The organism is Serratia sp. ID 25-353, assembly GCF_054792795.1.
In genome coordinates this window covers 82,157-100,631 of record NZ_CM139236.1, presented here as the reverse complement: position 1 = coordinate 100,631, position 18,475 = coordinate 82,157, and the positions used below count along the sequence as shown (strand labels likewise).

The window sequence follows — 18,475 nt, the reverse complement described above, 5'->3', positions numbered from 1 at the left end:
TCAATCTTTGTTGTCGTGGGCAGTATCCGGACTTATTTCGATTGTTTAAAATGAAATCATGTAATTAACTAGTTGCACAAAACGCAATCCATTGAGCGCACCACCACCGGAGAGGCCATGCCGCAAAAAATTGATTTCAACCTGATCTATGCGCTGAATCTGCTGCTGGAAGAAGGTAGCGTGAGCGGCGCCGCCGAGAAGATGAATCTGAGCGCGCCGGCGATGAGCCGCATTCTCGGGCGCATCCGCCGGCAGTTCGACGATCCGATCATGGTCAGGGCCGGCAAGCATCTGGTGCCGACGCCGCGTGCGCTGGAGTTGAAACGCCAGCTCGGCGAGATCATCGAACAGGCCGCCGCGCTGATCGCACCGAATGATGCATTCGAACCCGGCAAGCTGACCCGAACCTTCACCATTCGCGCCAACGACATTTTTATCGGTTCGCTGGCGGGCGGCTTGCTGGAGACGCTGCGGGACATGGCGCCGCTAAGCGGCCTGAAGTTTATCGCCGAAAGCGACGGCGAAGATGACGCGCTGCGCAGCGGCAAGGTGGATCTGGTGATCGGTTCCTCGCGCGACTGGCACCCGGAAATTAAGACGCAGAGCCTGTTCACCAGCACCTTTCAGGCGCTGGTGCGCCCTGGGCACCCGATCATCGGCCGGGTAACGCCCGAAACCCTGACCCATTACCCGCATATCAGCGTCTCGCGCCGCGGGCGCACGCAGGGGCCGATCGACGACGCGCTGCGCGATCTCGGTCTACAGCGCAACGTCGCCCTGACCCTGCCGGGCTTTCATTCGGCGATGATGTTGACCATGAAATCGGACTTTATCCTGCCGCTGCCGCGCCACGTGCTGCAGGGGGTGAGCAACATTCATCTGCCGTTGGCGGAGATCGAGCTGCCGCTCGAGCTGGAATCGGTGTTTATCGTGCAGGCCTGGCACCCGCGCCTGGATCGCGACCCGGCGCACCGCTGGCTGCGGCAGACCATCAAGCAGTTCTTTTTGCAAAGGGAGTGAGGGGCTTCACCGCCCATAATTCCTCCTTCAGCGCATTACGACACTGCCGCCAGAAGCCTCGCTAACGGTGAGCCGCTCCCTGCGCCGGCAGGGGCAAGTTTATCTTGATTAACAGCCCTTTGCCGGCCGGCAGACTGGCCTTTATCGTTCCATGATGGGCAGCGAAAATCGCTTTCGCAATGGAGAGTCCGAGCCCGCTGCCGCCGGAATCGCGCGCGCGGGAAGTCTCACCGCGAGTAAAGCGCTCAAACATTTGCGGCAAATAATCCTGTACAACTCCAGGTCCCGTATCTTGAAAAGCCAACACGATTTCCTGTGCGGTCTGTTCGAGACGAATGCACATTCGATCGCCCTGGCTACAATAACGAAGCATATTTTCGATAAGTATGCTGAATACCTGACCTAGTCTGAATTCATCCCCAATAAAATGAAGCTGCCCACCCTCCTCTATGAAGATGGATATGCCCGCAGCCTCCAATTGAGGTTTGGGCCAGGCGACTCTCTCCTTTAACACGCTATTGATAGTAAAAACGTTTTTACTTAATTTCAGTTGGCCCGCACTGGCCAGAGAAAGGAAATACAGATAATCAGTCAAATAACTCAGATTTTTTAATTGCGTCATCACCATATTCAGCTGTGTCTGACCCGCAGGAAAAACCTTGTCTATCATGCCCTGAAGGCGGCCCATAGCTCCGGTCAACGGTGAACGCAACTCATGGGCCAACGCCACATGTGACGCTTTTATTTCACGTTCGTATAAAGCGAACTTATTGACCATCTCATTGAAATTTATTGAGAACCTGATGATTTCATCAGGACACGCCTGGACCAGCTCGGCTTGTTGCTTAAAATTTCCCTGAGCCACGGTTTCCGCAACGTCGATGAGATTTCGAAATTGGGCGGGAAGAGGGCGTGTGAATCGCCACGGATAATCTAGACACTTATAACCAATTTAGATCGCTATCTAGCCCAACAAGCTGCCAGGCTACTCGCTCGCTATCGGAAATCTAGAGTAACCAGCCATGAACAACAGGAAAAATCGGTATCAGAGCAGGAATAAATTTTCCTCTGGTTAGCCAAGCTGCGTGATGCTTCTCGCCGCCTTACGCCACCAATGCCCACAAAATCAGAGCACTGCAACTAGCCTGAAACGAGTCACCCATGTCGATCTGATTAATAGCCACACCTTGCAACCAGTCCCCTCAAGGAGGAGCTCAAACAGCTATGAGTGAGAATCTAACACACTGAATTTTCGAACAAAAATGATTATCGATTGCTAATCAATTCACTACTGATATTGTGATTTATCAATCAAATGGGGCACAGATCGCGTCTATTGGGCACATTTATGTTGAATGGATCTTCCTCTTTGAAGACATTAGATTACAATCAGTGCATTATTTATCGGACTGATTTAAGAGTTTTATATGGCCAACTACAACTCCTCTCAAACGGCGGCCTTCATTTGGTCGATTGCTGATTTACTTCGCGGTGATTTCAAACAATCTCAATATGGCCGAGTGATCCTACCCTTCACTCTGCTTCGCCGCCTTGAGTGCATGCTTGAGCCAAATAAAAACATCATAGTTGCCGAGTTCAATCGTATTAAACATATAGAGATGCTGGAAGAAGAACGGGAAAAGCTCTTATACCGTGCTACTCAAACGACAGCTCTGCCAGGTGGTTTACCTTTCTTCAACACCTCTCCGACAGATCTCAGCCAAATGAATCATAGTAGCGTCAGAGCAAATCTAGAGAACTACGTTCATTGCTTTTCGAAGAATGTTCGCGAAATCTTTGAACACTTTAAATTTAGCGAGTTTGTTGGACTACTGGATGAAACCAACTTGCTGTTCAAAGTTGTTAAGAAATTCGCAACCACCGACCTTAGCGCGGAAACTATTTCAGACCATGAAATGAGCCTAGTATTTGAAGAGCTAATACGCCGATATGCCGAAAGCTCAAATGAGACTGCTGGGGAGCACTTCACCTCACGAGATATCGTACGTTTAACCACATCGCTGGTGCTTATGGAAGATGATAACGCGTTGTGTAAAGACGGCATTGTCTGTTCCATTTACGATCCGACAGTCGGTACCGGGGGTTTTCTCTCTTCCGCCATGGAATACGTGCACGAATTGAACCCAAATGCGATAATACAAGCATTTGGTCAGGAGCTTAACCCGGAGTCTTACGCTATATGTAAAGCCGATATGTTGATCAAAGGTCAAGATGTTAGCCGCATCAAGCTTGGTAATACTCTCTCTAATGACCAATTAGCCCAGGACCAGTTCGACTACATGCTGTCTCACCCACCATTTGGTGTGGACTGGAAAAAAATTGAAGCCGATATTCACCTCGAACATCAAAATAAAGGCTATAACGGGCGCTTTGGCCCCGGGCTTCCTCGCGTATCTGACGGTTCGTTGCTGTTCCTGATGCACATGATTAGCAAAATGCGCGATAGCGGCGGGCGTATCGGCATTATCCTCAATGGTTCACCTCTGTTTACGGGCGGAGCAGGTAGCGGTGAGAGTGAAATCCGTCGTTATATTCTGGAAGCTGATTTGCTGGAAGGCATCGTCGCGCTGCCGACGGACATGTTCTTCAACACCGGTATTGCTACCTATGTGTGGATTCTGTCGAATAAAAAAACACCGGAGCGCAAAGGTAAAGTCCAACTGATAGATAGCACCAACTTGTGTAGCAAGATGCGTAAATCGTTAGGCTCCAAGCGTAACCTGATGGGTGAGGAGGATATCAAGCTAATCACTCATACTTTTGGCCATTTTGAAGTAGTCGATACAACTCATCTTGATGCGTTAGACCTTGAGAAAGCGCCCGAACAAAAATCCAATCGTAACCGTCAGTCTGACACCGCTAAAACCGAAGCGCCGAAAATCTTAGCCAGCAAAATCTTTAACAACACCGATTTTGGCTATCGCCACCTGACCATTGAGCGCCCATTGCGTTTGTCTACACAGGTTACTGACGCTGCCATTGCGACTTTACGTTTTGCAACAAAACCAATTAATGCGCCAATGGAACGTTTGTATGAAGAGTTCTCTGCACAGTGGCAAAACGATAACTACGGCGATTTCTCAGAGATCGGAGCAAAAGCCCGTGCCATCATCAAAGCGGAGTTTTCCGAGCTGAGAGAGGGGCAAATAAAAGGCCTACTGGATAGCAATGTATGGCTTGCCCAACGCGCATTGATGGAGAAAGCACAGCAAATTCAGAAGGCGTTGAGTTCTAAAGCAGGTGGTAACGAGCTGGTTAGTAATGATTTTAATAAGTTCAAGTTTACGCTGAAAGACGCTATAAGCACTGCAGGCGTTAAGCTAACGACCAAAGAGTACAAACAATTTATCAGTGCTATCACTACTAAAAACTCTGAGGCGGAGCCAGTAGTGAAAACGTTGTTAAAAGAGAGAGCCCAGCCACTATATGGTCGATTTGCATACAAAGGAGAAGTGGTGGAGTTTGAGCAGGATGGTGATTTACGTGACAACGAAAACGTGCCCTTAAACTCTGCTATTGCTACCAGTAACTTGATAGAGAGTTACTTTAAAACCGAAGTTCAACCCCATGTTAATGATGCATGGATTAACGCCGACAAGCGCGACGGCAAAGATGGTGAAGTTGGGACAGTTGGCTATCACATCAACTTTCAATCATATTTTAAAAAGAATCATGCCAGAGATAAATCCCTTCAAGGAAGTCTAGTTCGTTTTAAAGATATTGTAAAATTAAACGACACTGGACTTTATACCCTGGATACATATACAGGGAAAATAACCGAATTCTCCGGACTGAGCGAAAAAAGAAAAATGGCCAATCTTACTCGCTTTGACTTTCATCACGAAACACTCATTCCTGAATTTTACAATATATTCCTGCAGCAAGAAGAAGGTAGAGACTGGCTTGAAAGTAATTTCAAGTCCATATCTGGATTATCATTAAATATATGTATGTCATCATGGCTGAATGCCCGATTCTTACTTCCTCCAGTAGGAAATCAGTCCAAGCTGATAGAGTTTTGGATCGAGTGTGAGGCTGTATTGAATCGAGTGTCTTTACTCAAAAACTCTGTGTTCTCTGATTTCAAATCAGCCCAAGAACAGTTACTACCTTATTTAAGTGCAGCAAGTCGATATGAGCAAGAGTTCTCTTCAATGTTGCCCACACCTCTAGCGATATTATGGGAGCTGGCTGAATCTAAATTTGAAGAAAGAGAAAAGTGTGAAGCTTTTATTAAGTTTTTCGAACATCTTGGACTATATTTATTGTCATTTGCTTTTGGACAAAATAAACCATCAAAAAAGATATTTTATAAAGGTCGAAATGAATTAACAAGTATCACTATGGGGTTTGGACACTATCAACTTAAAGAATATAAGAAAACACTCACCCCTGATAGCGGTATAGTAAATTTAATTTGCTGCGATGATATGATTGATTTTCTTCGTGAAGCTACAACCCTAAGAAATGATATTGCACATAGAGGATTGCCTTCTGCCGCATCGGTGACAGCAGCAAAAGAAACTGTTCAGCGATTAAACAATTCGATGCAACTGGAACACCGGAAATTTTTTGAAGCGACTACACTTATAAGACCAATAAAAGCAAGATTTGATGGCAGTACTTTTATGAATGAGGTGGAAATTCTAAAAGGTTTAGGACTTAATCCAAGTAAGACTGCACAAATCAAGACATCTGAACCCATGATCTCTGGTGAACTGTATCTTGCCCATAGCGATTTAACGGAAAACGAAAGTATAGCTGTAACAAAAATATTCCCTTTGATGGTAATGAGCGAGGCTTTACCGGAAAGTGAGATAATGGGATTTTATTTCTACAGCGATATTCTTGACGATAAACTCCGTTTTGTTTGCCCTTACCCTAATGTTGAAACATATAAATTTATAGATCAAAACATTATTATAGACAACCTTGATTCGTAACACAATTTTATTTCAAACCCCATCCTTGAATAGGCCGATATACTCGGCCTTGCTATAAAAATAATTTTCTTGGCTGAATTATTTTGGCCAACCCTCCTTAACTTCAGTATTTCCATATTGTAAACGTTCGCTTTTTGCTGACCTGCCCCCAGGATTAGATACAACGTTCAGTTAGTAATGGACTGACCCCAGGGGCATATTGATACCAGTAGATTCCTATTGGCTTAAGAATACAAGGAAGGCTTTATACACAAGGGGTTAAAGGGGATTTAGTTGACGCTGGGAGAGTTCAGAAGAGGTCGAATGGCGGAAGATCACAGGAGTGAAAAAAAAATCACAACACATTGTTTATTAACAAATTACATATATATACCATGTAATAATATACACTCACCTATACACAGAAATCACCAATCTACTCTAGGGTATAGATTTAAATAGACGCTCAACCCGCTGCAGAAATGATTTATAGGAAAACTGTACACCCTGTTCACTTTTTGTTTTTATTATTTAATTTCATATAGTTACATCATTTGCAGTCATCTCATCAGTGTGCACTACTGCTCATTTACAGATGAACAGCCTGAACTATACGCGCAAAAACAGGCTTGAACGATTGGGTAACACGCTAGTTTCGTGATAACAGCTACCCCACAACCGATATGGTTTCATGAGGTACTATATTTATTCTAATAATATTTCCAATGAGCTAGATGGAGCAATAATGGCGTCTTAATCGACATTATCGGGCAAGTAATTATCTCGCGGTGAAACACTTCGACTATTCGCCCTCTTCTGACTTCCCTTAGTACTGATTGCAGAAGTTACATACTCGTATCTGTGGTGATCCAAATATCATCAGGCTCATGAGGCTCTGATAGCTAGATAATGAAAAATAGTAATAAAAATCAATCAATTATCAGGTCTATGTTTTTATGGGTCTGACTGCCCTAGACAGATGTTTGTTCCCCTAAGCGTGCTATCAAGATATGTTTTTCCGTCGACTATTTAGCGCCAAATTAGACGTGGCTAATTTTGTCTGTAAATCGTTCTACTTGTTGAAAAAATATTCTAATAAAATCAGTAAATTAATGCTTTTCAATTATCACACCAATAAATCTCAATTAACATTTTTACTTTAATATCAATAAAATAGAAGAAAAAAGACTTTCATTCCATAGCAAACGCAGCTGCATCTATAGATTAGTAACGCTTTATACTTTATGGTATCAATAGGCTAAGACTATTCTTATGGCGTTATTCTTGACGGTGGATTTTACATATAGTTGCTTTTTATTTTGCATTAATATCCAGCTATTGGATTTTGTGCTATGCGGTTTTGATTTTTGTCGTAGCAACTTCCCCCCCCTTTGCCTGTTTAAAAGAATGACACCTTTAATAAATTGAATATTAACAGTTTTCCAGCAGAAGAGGCGCTATTATGAGCATCACGGCGCAGGTAAGTATCGCGCAAAAATTGGGCTTCACCTCCCACCAGAATGCTGTTCCGATGTTACGTGAGCTTGTCTTGCATAACGAATCCGATCAAACCTACCAAAATCTAACGTTGCACCTGCAAACAGCGCCGTCGGTGCTGGAAGCAAAGCAATGGAATATTGACTGCCTGCTGCCTGGTTCATCGATTGATATTCGTGAGCGAGATGTAAGGCTCAATGCGGAATGGCTGGCTGACCTTACTGAAAGTGTGATTTGCGAAGTCACGTTAACTTTGCGGCAAAGTGACAAAGAGCTCTTCACGCTTCATTATCCTCTCGAGGCTTTAGCGAAGAATGAATGGGGTGGCAATGCAATGTACGAACTGCTGCCCTCTTTCATTATGCCGAATGATCCTGCTGTAGATCGCCTTATCAAAGCTACATCTGATGTCTTGCGCAGTGCTGGGAAAAAAGATGCGTTGGATGGCTATGAAAGTAAATCCCGAACGCGCGTGTGGGAAATGGCTTCTGCACTATGGACAGCTGTTTGTAACCTGAATATCAGCTATGCACTCCCCCCCGCCAGTTTTGAGCGGAACGGTCAGAAAATTCGCACACCTGGTGCAATTCTAGAAGGTAAAGTCGCTACCTGCCTAGATACAACGCTATTATTTGCCTCTACCCTGGAGCAAATGGGGCTCAATGCTCTGGTAATCCTTAGCGAAGGGCATGCTTTCGCTGGTTTCTGGCTTCAACCGCAAGAGTTTGCACAACTAGTTACTGACGACGTATCTTCTGTCCGTAAACGTGTTGATTTAAAAGAAATGGTAGTGTTTGAAACTACGTTGGTTACTAAAGCACAGCCTCCTTCCTTTACTCAAGCTTTCGAGGAAGCTTTAAAGCATCTTACTGAAGAGGAGTTTCACGCAGCCATTGATACCCGTCGCGCACGTATGCAAAAGATTCGCCCTCTGGCTCTGGGGAGCACTCGCTTAGAAAGTCGGTTAGATTCAGAACCGAATGTTCGACATGGCTTTGAAGATGCACCAGTACTTCCTTCTTTTGAACTTGACATAGAGATGGAAGGTACGAAAGATGCCGCTGGCCGTCTCGTACAGTGGCAACGTAAACTACTCGATTTGACGACCCGTAACCGCTTATTGCATTTACCAGACAGTGCTAAAAGTATTCGACTGATATGCGCTAATCCCGGTTACCTAGAAGACAAACTGGCAGAGGGAAAACGAATCCGTATTGTCTCATTACCTGACCTCGAGTTGGGGGGGCGTGATGCGGAATTATATCGCCAGCAAACAAATGCAGACCTCCGGGAGGAGTATGCCCAACAGGCTTTGGAGCGTGGTGAAGTTGTATCACCTCTCGAAAAAGAACGCCTGGAATCATCACTTATTGATCTGTATCGAAAGTCAAAAAGCGACTTGGAAGAAGGGGGAGCCAATACCCTGTTTCTTGCAATTGGTTTCTTGAAATGGAAAAAATCAGCTGAAGATACAAGAAATTACTTAGCTCCACTTATTCTATTACCGATTCAGCTAGACCGAAAAAGTGTAGTTTCTGGTGTGACTATGCGTTTGCTGGAAGAAGAGCCGCGCTTTAACCTTACCTTACTCGAGTTATTGCACAATGACTTTGCACTGACTATCAACGGCCTTGATGGCGAGTTACCTACAGATGAAAGTGGCATCGATGTAGATGGTATCTGGAATGTGGTACGTCGCGCTGTACGTGATATGCCAGGTTTTGAGGTTACTCGTGACGTCGTGATTGGTACTTTCTCCTTTGCAAAATATTTGATGTGGAAAGACCTCATCGATAGAGCACCGCAACTGATGCAAAGTTCTCTAGTAAAATACCTTATCGAGCGGGGTCAAGAAAATGTTGCCCTTGAGACGAACGGGGAGATAATTGAGGTCAATAGACTTGATGATGCTATAAGCACTCAAGAGCTTTTCCTGCCATTACCCGCAGACTCCTCGCAAATTGCCGCTGTGGTAGCTTCTGCAAAAGGTCGCGATTTTGTTTTGGATGGACCTCCGGGCACCGGTAAGTCTCAGACAATTGCCAACATGATTGCACATAATCTGGCCCTAGGAAGACGTGTTTTGTTCGTTGCCGAGAAAAAAGCGGCCCTTGATGTGGTCTATCGCAGACTTGAAGCTCAAGGATTGGGCGAATTTTGTCTGGAATTACATTCCAGTAAAACGTCAAAGATGGATTTTCTCAAACAGCTGGAACGAGCATGGGATGCCCGCGATATGCTCACGACCAGTGAATGGGAAGAAGAAGCTAGCAAAGTTCAACGACTACGTGACAAGTTAAATGAGGTTGTCCGTCTATTGCATCAGCGATGGCCAAATGGACTGACACTTCATCAAGCAATGGGACGAGTCATCAGAGATGCCAGTATAGTCACACCTCAATTCACATGGGTTACAGGCACATTGCATACCTCTGAACAAATGACAGAATTCAGAGAAATCGCCAAACGTCTTGATCTCAATCGAAATGCCTTTAAGCAACATCACCTGCATTTTGGGAGCATAAACCAGACTGACTGGACTAATGGATGGCAATCGTTGCTTATTGCTGAAGCTCTGACCATTCCGGATAACATTAAGCACCTAGAAAATGCTGCAGGAGACCTAATTAAAGCAACAGGAATCATTTTAGAATCAAATGAACCTGATAAACTTGTTCAACTGGCATCTCTTTGCGATTCATTGTCAAAAGCAGCAGGTACTGATCTGAGCTTTATGTTCGCTCCAGATGTTGTTAGTAGAATTGAAGCTACGAAAATGGCAATCAGCCTTCTCAAAGAGATCGAATTAGCCAAATCAAAATTGTCTGTTACTTATCCAGGAAATAACTGGCAAAGTTTAAATGTTCTGCAGGTCAGAAACTCTCTTGCAGAGGCTGATAAGAAATTTTGGTTTTTTGCAACTCATGCCCGTAAGAAAGTTATTTTCGAGGTGGTCCGGCAACATTTACTTAATGCTACTCCCGATCTATCCGTTGACCTTCCTATTATTGAAAAGCTTCAAATTCTATCTCAGAGATTGTCAGAGAGCATACCTTTGACTTCTACTATGCCGGGATGGCGTGGTCTTGACACTGACTATTCCGTCTTACAGAACACCCTCGACTTGGCCGACACCATTCGCAGTGCATTAAGTAGATTTGCTTCATCACCTCAGCAACTTGCAGAGCTTCGCTCCACAGTTAAAACGTTATTGATTGATGCTAATGACTTACTGGGTTCTCAGGGCATTATTGCAACGCTTACCCAGAATCTGCTCGCCTCCGTGTCAGCTTTCAATGAAGCCAAAGCAAGATTCTGTAATCTGATTAAAACGTTAGAACATGACTTGGAGATCGCAACCCTTCGCGATTGCGCATTGGGCATCGTGAACCATCAATCATCTCTGAAAGCCTGGAGTGACTGGAGCCGAGTTCGCGAAGAAGCCGTTGGGGAAGGCTTATTGCCACTGGTCAATGCGATTATCCAACTTGACCCAAGTGATATCAGTGCGGTGGAGTTATTTGAGACAGCTTATTGCCGCTGGTTTGCTTCGTGGGTGATTGACTCAGAACCTCTGCTGCATAATTTTGTACCCGCAGAACATATGAGTGATATTGATGCGTACCGCATTCACACTGACCGCCTTGCCAAGCTCTCGGTTCGCTATATTCGTGCACGATTGTGCGGTGTGATACCTGCAAAAAATGAAGTCAGTAAGCAAGGGGGCTTTGCTCTGCTCAAACATGAATTGCAGAAATCACGGCGTCATAAGCCAGTTCGCCAAATGGCTGCTGAAATGGGCGATGCTATGTCGAAGCTAGCTCCTTGCATGCTAATGAGCCCACTCTCCGTTGCTCAGTTCTTGCCCTCAGAGCAGGCGTTGTTTGATCTAGTGATTTTTGATGAGGCATCACAGATAGCTCCTTGGGATGCGATTGGTACAATGGCCCGCGGTAAACAAGTTGTTATTGCAGGTGATCCTCGACAAATGCCACCAACCAGTTTCTTCAACCGTGCGGCTAATGATACCGATGAAACTGAAGAAGATATGGAAAGCATTCTTGATGAATGTCTGGCTGCAGGCCTGTATAACCACAGTCTGAGTTGGCATTATCGTAGCCGCCATGAAAGTTTGATTGCATTCTCCAATCATCAGTATTACGACGGTAATCTGATCACCTTCCCCTCATCTAAAACCAAACAAAGTTCCGTTCAGTGGCGCAAAGTAATAGGGACCTATTCTAAAGGTAAGGGACGCCATAACCAGGCCGAAGCAGAGGCAATTGTCTCTGAAACAGTGAAACGTCTGAAGGATAAAAAATTTATCGCATCTGGTAAATCTATTGGCATTATTACTCTCAATACGGAACAGCAGAAACTGATTAATGATCTATTAGACCGCGCCAGACAAATACATCCTGAAATTGAGCCATTCTTCCAACCTGAACTGGAAGAGCCTGTCGTAGTTAAAAATCTTGAAACAGTCCAAGGGGATGAACGAGATCTGATTATGCTTGGTATTGGATATGGCCCTACAGAGCCGGGCGCTAATACCATGTCGATGAATTTCGGACCACTGAACCGAAATGGGGGCTGGCGCCGTCTTAATGTTGCTGTTACACGCGCACGTCAGGAAATGATGGTGTTTAGCTCTTTTGAGCCTTCCTTTATAGATCTCAATCGTACAAGCGCTCGAGCCGTTGCTGACCTGAAGCATTTTATTGAATTTGCTCAGCGCGGCCCGATAGCTCTGGCACAAGCAGTTCGCGGCTCGGTAGGAAGTTATGACTCTCCGTTTGAGGAGGCCGTAGCAAATGGCCTAAGAAGAAAAGGATGGCAAGTTGTTCCACAGATTGGCGTATCACGGTTTCGTATTGATTTGGGTATCGTGCATCCGGATAAACCGGGAGACTATTTAGTGGGGATTGAATGTGATGGTGCTACCTATCATAGCGCAGCCACTGCTCGTGACCGTGATAAAGTTCGTAGTACGATTCTGCAGGGGCTAGGCTGGAAACTGCTTCGACTATGGTCAACAGAATGGTGGGTTGATAAAGAAGGCGCACTAGAAAGGCTAGATATGGCGATTAATGGTCTGTTGGAGGAATCCAGAACTGCGGAAGAAAAAATCGCAGATAAAGATGAGCTGGATCAACCAATCACTATAGAAAATAGTAGTGCAGACGTAACTGATGAGCAGGGATATATTCAGGTTGTTAATGATGAAGAAAGATCTGTTTCTGGTAAGCATATTAAACCCATTATCCATCCAGTACCAGCGGAAGATGATGCAGAGGATCCATTGCCAGAACTGAAATATGCTTATTCTGCGACATTAGAAACCGCTCAAGTTGGAAAAACATGTAAGTATGTTATAAATGAATTGAAGGAGTGGCAGGGAAAAATTGATCCAGAGAGATTCTATATCGCAGAGTACGATGAAACGCTAAAAATACTCATCGCAGAGGTGATTAATCTTGAGTCCCCTCTTCTAGATAAAACGCTAGTACAGCGCATAGCGCGTGTACATGGCTTTAGCCGTGCAGGTAGATTGATTCGAGAGCGTGTTATGGAGGTTGTTGACCAAAACTATCATGTAGCGACGGATCATTTTGGTGAAGATTTTATCTGGTTATCAGAAGCTCAAAGAGCCGACTGGAATGCCTTCCGTTTACCTTCAACCGATGCCGATGTTCGCCAGGTTGATGCAATACCAAGTGAAGAATTGCGCGCATTGGCTTTGAGTATTGAAGGTGAAAACAAGGTCTCGGAAATGGCAAAGTCACTAGGTATTAAGCGTCTGACAAGTCAGGCAAGACAAAGATTAGAATCGATTATTTAAAAAATGAAATGGCCATCTTTGGTGCCCAAACCTTAGATGGCCAATTTATATCATTGAATTACATCCTTGCTCATAGAATAGCCTCACAACCAGTCACCGACATTATCCATCCACGTAAAGCCACGCCAGATAATCATATAACCTCAACGAAAACACTCTTTACGAAAAAGACTTTACCATGATAAGCATTAGAGTTATTGGGATATATAACTCAATCTCACTACAATCAGAAACGCCAAAAATTCCGCGAGCAAAGGATAAGCATTGGATATATCTCAAGACGCCCAAGTAACATCGCGGCACACATTAGCCACTTGGCCGCATCGCTCATCGTTCCAAATCCGGCAGCAGTTTCACCGTATCCCAACCCCATGTTGTTAATGCAGGCAGCAACAGTGGCGAATGAAGTGATCATGTCATACCCCATCAGGTTAAGCAGCCAGATAAAGAAACAACTGAATAAGATATAGAGGAAGAAAAAACTCCATACTGAACGCAAAACCCTATCTTGGATCGGTACATTGCCTACCTTAATGGTGAAAATTGCATTAGGGTGTACTAGTTGATTGATTTCATGCCTACTTTGCTTATACATGATCAAAAAGCGCAGTGCTTTTATCCCTCCACATGTTGAACCGACGCAGCCGCCAAAAAAGCTGGCTGCCAGCAATAACATGATGGTATGTGAAGGCATCTTAGCGTAGTCGGCAGTGGCTAGGCCATTGTCTGTCATCATTGAACTAGTAAGAAAAAAACCGTGCACAAAGGAATCTTTCACACCGTACATACCGGAACGATAAAGCTCAATACACACGATCACCGCAATAATAGATAGTACCAGTAAGAAGAAACGCAGTTCCGTATTACGATATAGGGGCTTCAAGCTTCGGCGACCAACGACAACGAAATATAGGGTAAAGTTTATAGCAGCCAAGATAGAAAAAATGCCTCCGACCATTTCTACCGCAGAGCTATCGAAATAGCCCAAGCTCTCGTTACGAGTGGAAAAGCCTCCCAACGAAACAGTTGAAAGGCCATGACAGAGTGCGTCAAACCATGGCATACCAGCCATTCGGTATGCAAAGGTACAAGCTAACCCCAACCCGAGATAGATCAACCATAGATTTTTCGACGTATCAGCCAAGCGAGGCGTCAATCGCTCTTCTTTGAATGGGCCAGGCATTTCTGATTGGTAAAGTTTGGCGCCACCGATCCCCAGCAACGGCAATACAGCCACAGCAAGAACAATGACACCAAGACCTCCAATAAAATTGAGTTGAGAACGGTAATAGAGAAAGGACTTTGGTACGCCCGATACATCGTTAAGCACTGAAGCCCCCGTAGTCGTGATACCGGATACCCCTTCAAACATCGCATCGGCCAAACTAATGTTCAGAGTGTTATCGAACCACAATGGCAAAGCACTTATAAGAGAGAACAGTAACCAGAACATTACGATAATCAGAAAACCATCTTGGGTGCGTAGCTGCACTTTCGCTTGCCGAGTAGTGAACCACCCCAAGGCACCAGAAATGCCAGCGATCGCCAACGTATAGAAAAAGGAAAATACGCTCTTTTCTTTATACAATAGCGCTACTGCCAGTGGTGGGATCATTGACAGACTATAAAGAAGAACCAAAAAGCTACAAAGATGAATGACGACTAAAATCTGTTTGGTTTTAACCATACTATGTCCAAATTACCTGCCGCAGTGAACCCGCCTATGTTAAGTGCATAAGGATACGACAGATACAAAAATCTATCCCTCAGTACTGGCATGATTGTTACCAATTATTGGTATAGCTGTCTGATGCAGCAGACCTACGTAAAATTATTTTCTATCTTCCCTCCTACCAACGAGTTCAAGTCCATCAATTCGAGCCACGAGCATTTACCCCTAATAAAGTAGCTGATGATGCTAACGTGTATTAGCTCAGACTCGAGCTGGCATTGTCACAGCATAGAGCTTAGCCTAAGCCAACAAGTCAGCTCGGTGCAAAAGCAGACGTTTTGAGCTCAATAAGAAAGAGGTTATATTTTGTCCTGATTGACGCGGGATGAAAGCTCCTGATGGCTCTCCTTTCGTTCACTGTAGCGATCGGCCAGGTAACCTGTTTTCCCCTTGAGCAGCAGCGTGAGTTTAAACAACTCCTCGGCGACATCGACGATACGATCATACCAGGACGAAGGTTTCATCCGCCCGTTCTCATCGAATTCCTGCCAAGCTTTGGCTACTGAAGATTGGTTGGGGATAGTGAACATCCTCATCCAGCGTCCAAGAATACGCATTTGGTTCAAGGCATTAAAAGACTGCGAGCCGCCACAAACCTGCATCACCGCAAGAGTTTTGCCCTGTGAAGGACGAACCGCACCTTCACTTAAGGGGATCCAGTCGATCTGTGCTTTCATCACCGCACTCATTGCCCCATGCCGCTCAGGAGAACTCCACACCATTCCATCACACCATCTGACCAGTCCGCGCAGTTCGGTGACTTTAGGGTGCGTTTCCGGAGCATCATCCGGCAGGGGTAAACCTGAGGGGTTAAACAGTCTGACCTCCGCCCCCATCGCCGTCAGTAGGCGACCCGCTTCTTCTGCTGCAAAACGACTGTAAGAACGTTCTCTTACCGAGCCATACAGAATCAGAATGCGTGGCGGTTCCTGGAGCTGCAGGCGTTCAGCAATCAGCTGATCGAAGCAATCAGCGTTCAGTGCAGGAAAGTGTTCCATTATTACTCCTCCGGGAGATTCTGGTGATTTCAAAATGTACACATATGATTTATCATATGTGTATTCAAAAGGGAACGGAGTAAAAAATGCTACGGCCTGTTCAGCTTTTTAAAATCCTATCGGATGAAACCCGCCTCGCCATTGTCATGCTTCTCCGGGAGTCCGGCGAACTGTGCGTATGCGATATATGCGCGGCCACCACTGAGTCACAACCCAAAATTTCTCGCCACATGGCTATTCTGCGCGAAGCTGAGCTGGTGCTTGACCGTCGGGAAGGCAAATGGATTCACTACCGCCTATCACCCCACATGCCGGCGTGGGCGGCTGATACGATCACGACGTCCTGGCAGTGTATGAGAGAAGATGTGGATGAATGGTTGTCAAAATCAGCATGCACATCATGTTGAAAATGTTTATCACATACATATAACCATATACAAAGGAACCTGAAATGATTTTGGCAGGGAGTATCTTTATACTGACGCTGGTCCTGGTCATCTGGCAACCGAGAGGCCTCAGCATTGGCTGGAGCGCAAGTATCGGAGCCGTACTAGCTCTGGGTACAGGGGTTATCCACATTCATGATATCCCCGTAGTCTGGAATATCGTCTGGAACGCAACAGCGGCATTCATTGCGGTGATCATCATCAGCCTGCTGCTCGATGAGTCCGGTTTCTTTGAATGGGCCGCGTTGCATGTTTCCCGATGGGGTAATGGGCGCGGCCGCCTGCTGTTTACCTGGATAGTAATGCTTGGCGCTGCTGTTGCTGCGCTGTTTGCTAACGACGGTGCAGCACTGATACTGACGCCGATTGTGATTGCGATGCTGCTCGCACTGGGGTTCAGTCAGGCGACGACTCTGGCCTTTGTCATGGCTGCAGGATTCATCGCTGATACCGCCAGCCTGCCGCTGATAGTTTCCAACCTGGTAAATATTGTCTCGGCAGATTTCTTCAACCTGGGCTTTACACAGTACGCCTCCGTGATGGTCCCTGTGAACCTGGCGGCCATAGCTGCCACGCTGGTTATGCTCCATCTCTTCTTCCGCCGCGATATCCCAGCCAGATATGACGTTTCACTGCTCAAGATGCCTGCCAGTGCGATTAAAGATCCTGAGACGTTCAGGGCGGGCTGGATTGTTCTGCTGTTCCTGCTGGTCGGTTTCTTTGTTCTGGAGCCGCTGGGGATCCCTGTAAGCGCGATAGCAGCAGTTGGGGCTGCGGTGCTTTTCGTGGTAGCAAAGCGTGGCCGTGCCATTAATACCGGGAAGGTGCTGCGCGGGGCGCCCTGGCAGATCGTGATTTTCTCGCTGGGTATGTATCTGGTCGTCTACGGCCTGCGTAACGCAGGACTCACTGAGTATCTTTCTGCCGTACTCAATATTTTGGCAGACAAAGGCTTATGGGTTGCCACGTTCGGTACCGGCTTCCTGACTGCGTTCATGTCGTCTGTGATGAACAATATGCCAACGGTGCTTATTGGTGCATTGTCAATTGACGGGAGTGCTGCGACCGGCATCGTCAGAGAGGCGATGATTTATGCCAATGTGATTGGCTGCGATTTAGGTCCTAAAATCACCCCGATAGGTAGTCTGGCAACCTTACTATGGCTTCATGTGTTGGCACAAAAAAACATGACCATCACCTGGGGATATTACTTCCGCACCGGCATAATCATGACCCTGCCTGTGCTTTTCATCACTCTGGCCGCGCTGGTATGGCGGCTCTCTGTCACTTTGTAATGAGATATTGATATGAGCAACATTACCATCTATCACAACCCGGCCTGTGGAACCTCACGTAACACGCTGGAGATGATCCGCAACAGCGGTAACGAACCAACCATTATTTATTATCTCGATACGCCCCCGACGCGTAAAGAACTGATCAAACTGATTTCAGATATGGGGATTTCAGTACGCGCATTGCTGCGTAAGAACGTTGAACCTTATGAGCTGTTGGGTCTTGATGAAGACAAATTTTCTGATGAGCAGTTGATTGATTTTATGCTTCAGCATCCGATCCTAATTAATCGGCCGATTGTAGTGACGCCACTTGGCACACGTCTTTGTCGTCCCTCAGAAATTGTACTGGATATTCTACCTGAAGATCAGAAAGGTTCTTTTACCAAAGAGGACGGTGAAAAGGTCATTGACGAAACGGGGAAACGAGTTAAGTAATCTTTCCGCTTAATATTATCGGGCACCTGTTTACTTCACACCGGCGTCCGCTCCTCGCTCAGAGCGGACTGTTGGACTTGATTGTGTGCTGCCAGAGAATGCTGTCAGCTCACGTCTGGGCTAATACATCTAATACCAAGACGAACTATCCGAACTTGCACAGAAACCAACCATTCACTGTACGGTTTTCATCCCAGCAGTATGAGCAGAGCAGCTTATGGACATGCTTAACTTATTCATCATGATGTACCTGGCCGGAACACG

General features: G+C 45.7%; 8 protein-coding genes and 1 pseudogene. 6 read left to right on the top strand and 3 right to left on the bottom strand.

Translation table 11 applies throughout. The annotated features are described in order from the left end of the window. Positions 1-117: 117 nt before the first annotated feature. On the top strand, positions 118-1,020 hold the full coding sequence (locus ACYF6X_RS00415) for a LysR family transcriptional regulator (RefSeq protein ID WP_130018482.1): 903 nt from the start codon (positions 118-120) through the stop codon (positions 1,018-1,020). A gap of 61 nt (positions 1,021-1,081) precedes the next feature. On the opposite strand, the gene ACYF6X_RS00410 is transcribed toward ACYF6X_RS00415, so the two are convergent. Beyond that, positions 1,082-1,885: a sensor histidine kinase gene (locus ACYF6X_RS00410; RefSeq protein WP_242512575.1), complete on the bottom strand. Its 804-nt coding sequence runs from the start codon at positions 1,883-1,885 to the stop codon at positions 1,082-1,084. A gap of 562 nt (positions 1,886-2,447) precedes the next feature. Here ACYF6X_RS00410 and ACYF6X_RS00405 point away from each other — a divergent pair. Further along, positions 2,448-4,703, top strand: a pseudogene (locus ACYF6X_RS00405) (type I restriction-modification system subunit M); the annotation flags it as partial. 2,722 nt (positions 4,704-7,425) lie between these two features. Next, on the top strand, positions 7,426-13,302 hold the full coding sequence (locus ACYF6X_RS00400) for a DUF3320 domain-containing protein (RefSeq protein ID WP_130018632.1): 5,877 nt from the start codon (positions 7,426-7,428) through the stop codon (positions 13,300-13,302). Between the two features lie 226 nt (positions 13,303-13,528). Here ACYF6X_RS00400 and ACYF6X_RS00395 read toward each other — a convergent pair whose 3' ends face one another. After that, positions 13,529-14,989, bottom strand: coding sequence for a TrkH family potassium uptake protein (locus ACYF6X_RS00395; RefSeq protein ID WP_076741154.1), 1,461 nt, complete (start codon positions 14,987-14,989; stop codon positions 13,529-13,531). A gap of 344 nt (positions 14,990-15,333) precedes the next feature. Continuing rightward, complete coding sequence (gene arsH / locus ACYF6X_RS00390) at positions 15,334-16,032, bottom strand: arsenical resistance protein ArsH (protein ID WP_076741155.1); 699 nt, start codon at positions 16,030-16,032, stop codon at positions 15,334-15,336. A gap of 86 nt (positions 16,033-16,118) precedes the next feature. Between arsH and ACYF6X_RS00385 the strand changes: the two genes are divergently transcribed. The 3 genes from ACYF6X_RS00385 to arsC are packed head-to-tail and all read left to right on the top strand — an operon-like array spanning position 16,119 to position 18,211. Beyond that, entirely contained in the window at positions 16,119-16,439 is a 321-nt protein-coding gene (locus ACYF6X_RS00385; RefSeq protein WP_076741156.1) for a transcriptional regulator, read from the top strand. A 44-nt stretch (positions 16,440-16,483) separates the two neighbouring features. Beyond that, positions 16,484-17,773, top strand: coding sequence for an arsenic transporter (locus tag ACYF6X_RS00380; protein ID WP_130018631.1), 1,290 nt, complete (start codon positions 16,484-16,486; stop codon positions 17,771-17,773). A 12-nt stretch (positions 17,774-17,785) separates the two neighbouring features. Then, positions 17,786-18,211: a glutaredoxin-dependent arsenate reductase gene (gene arsC / locus ACYF6X_RS00375; protein ID WP_076741158.1), complete on the top strand. Its 426-nt coding sequence runs from the start codon at positions 17,786-17,788 to the stop codon at positions 18,209-18,211. Positions 18,212-18,475 lie beyond the last annotated feature (264 nt).

Coding starts and splice junctions, on each gene's coding strand:
- ACYF6X_RS00400 (WP_130018632.1), top strand. CDS start 7,426: ATGAGCATCACGGCGCAGGTAAGTATCGCGCAAAAATTGGGCTTCACC.
- arsC (WP_076741158.1), top strand. CDS start 17,786: ATGAGCAACATTACCATCTATCACAACCCGGCCTGTGGAACCTCACGT.
- ACYF6X_RS00415 (WP_130018482.1), top strand. CDS start 118: ATGCCGCAAAAAATTGATTTCAACCTGATCTATGCGCTGAATCTGCTG.
- arsH (WP_076741155.1), bottom strand. CDS start 16,032: ATGGAACACTTTCCTGCACTGAACGCTGATTGCTTCGATCAGCTGATT.
- ACYF6X_RS00385 (WP_076741156.1), top strand. CDS start 16,119: ATGCTACGGCCTGTTCAGCTTTTTAAAATCCTATCGGATGAAACCCGC.
- ACYF6X_RS00395 (WP_076741154.1), bottom strand. CDS start 14,989: ATGGTTAAAACCAAACAGATTTTAGTCGTCATTCATCTTTGTAGCTTT.
- ACYF6X_RS00380 (WP_130018631.1), top strand. CDS start 16,484: ATGATTTTGGCAGGGAGTATCTTTATACTGACGCTGGTCCTGGTCATC.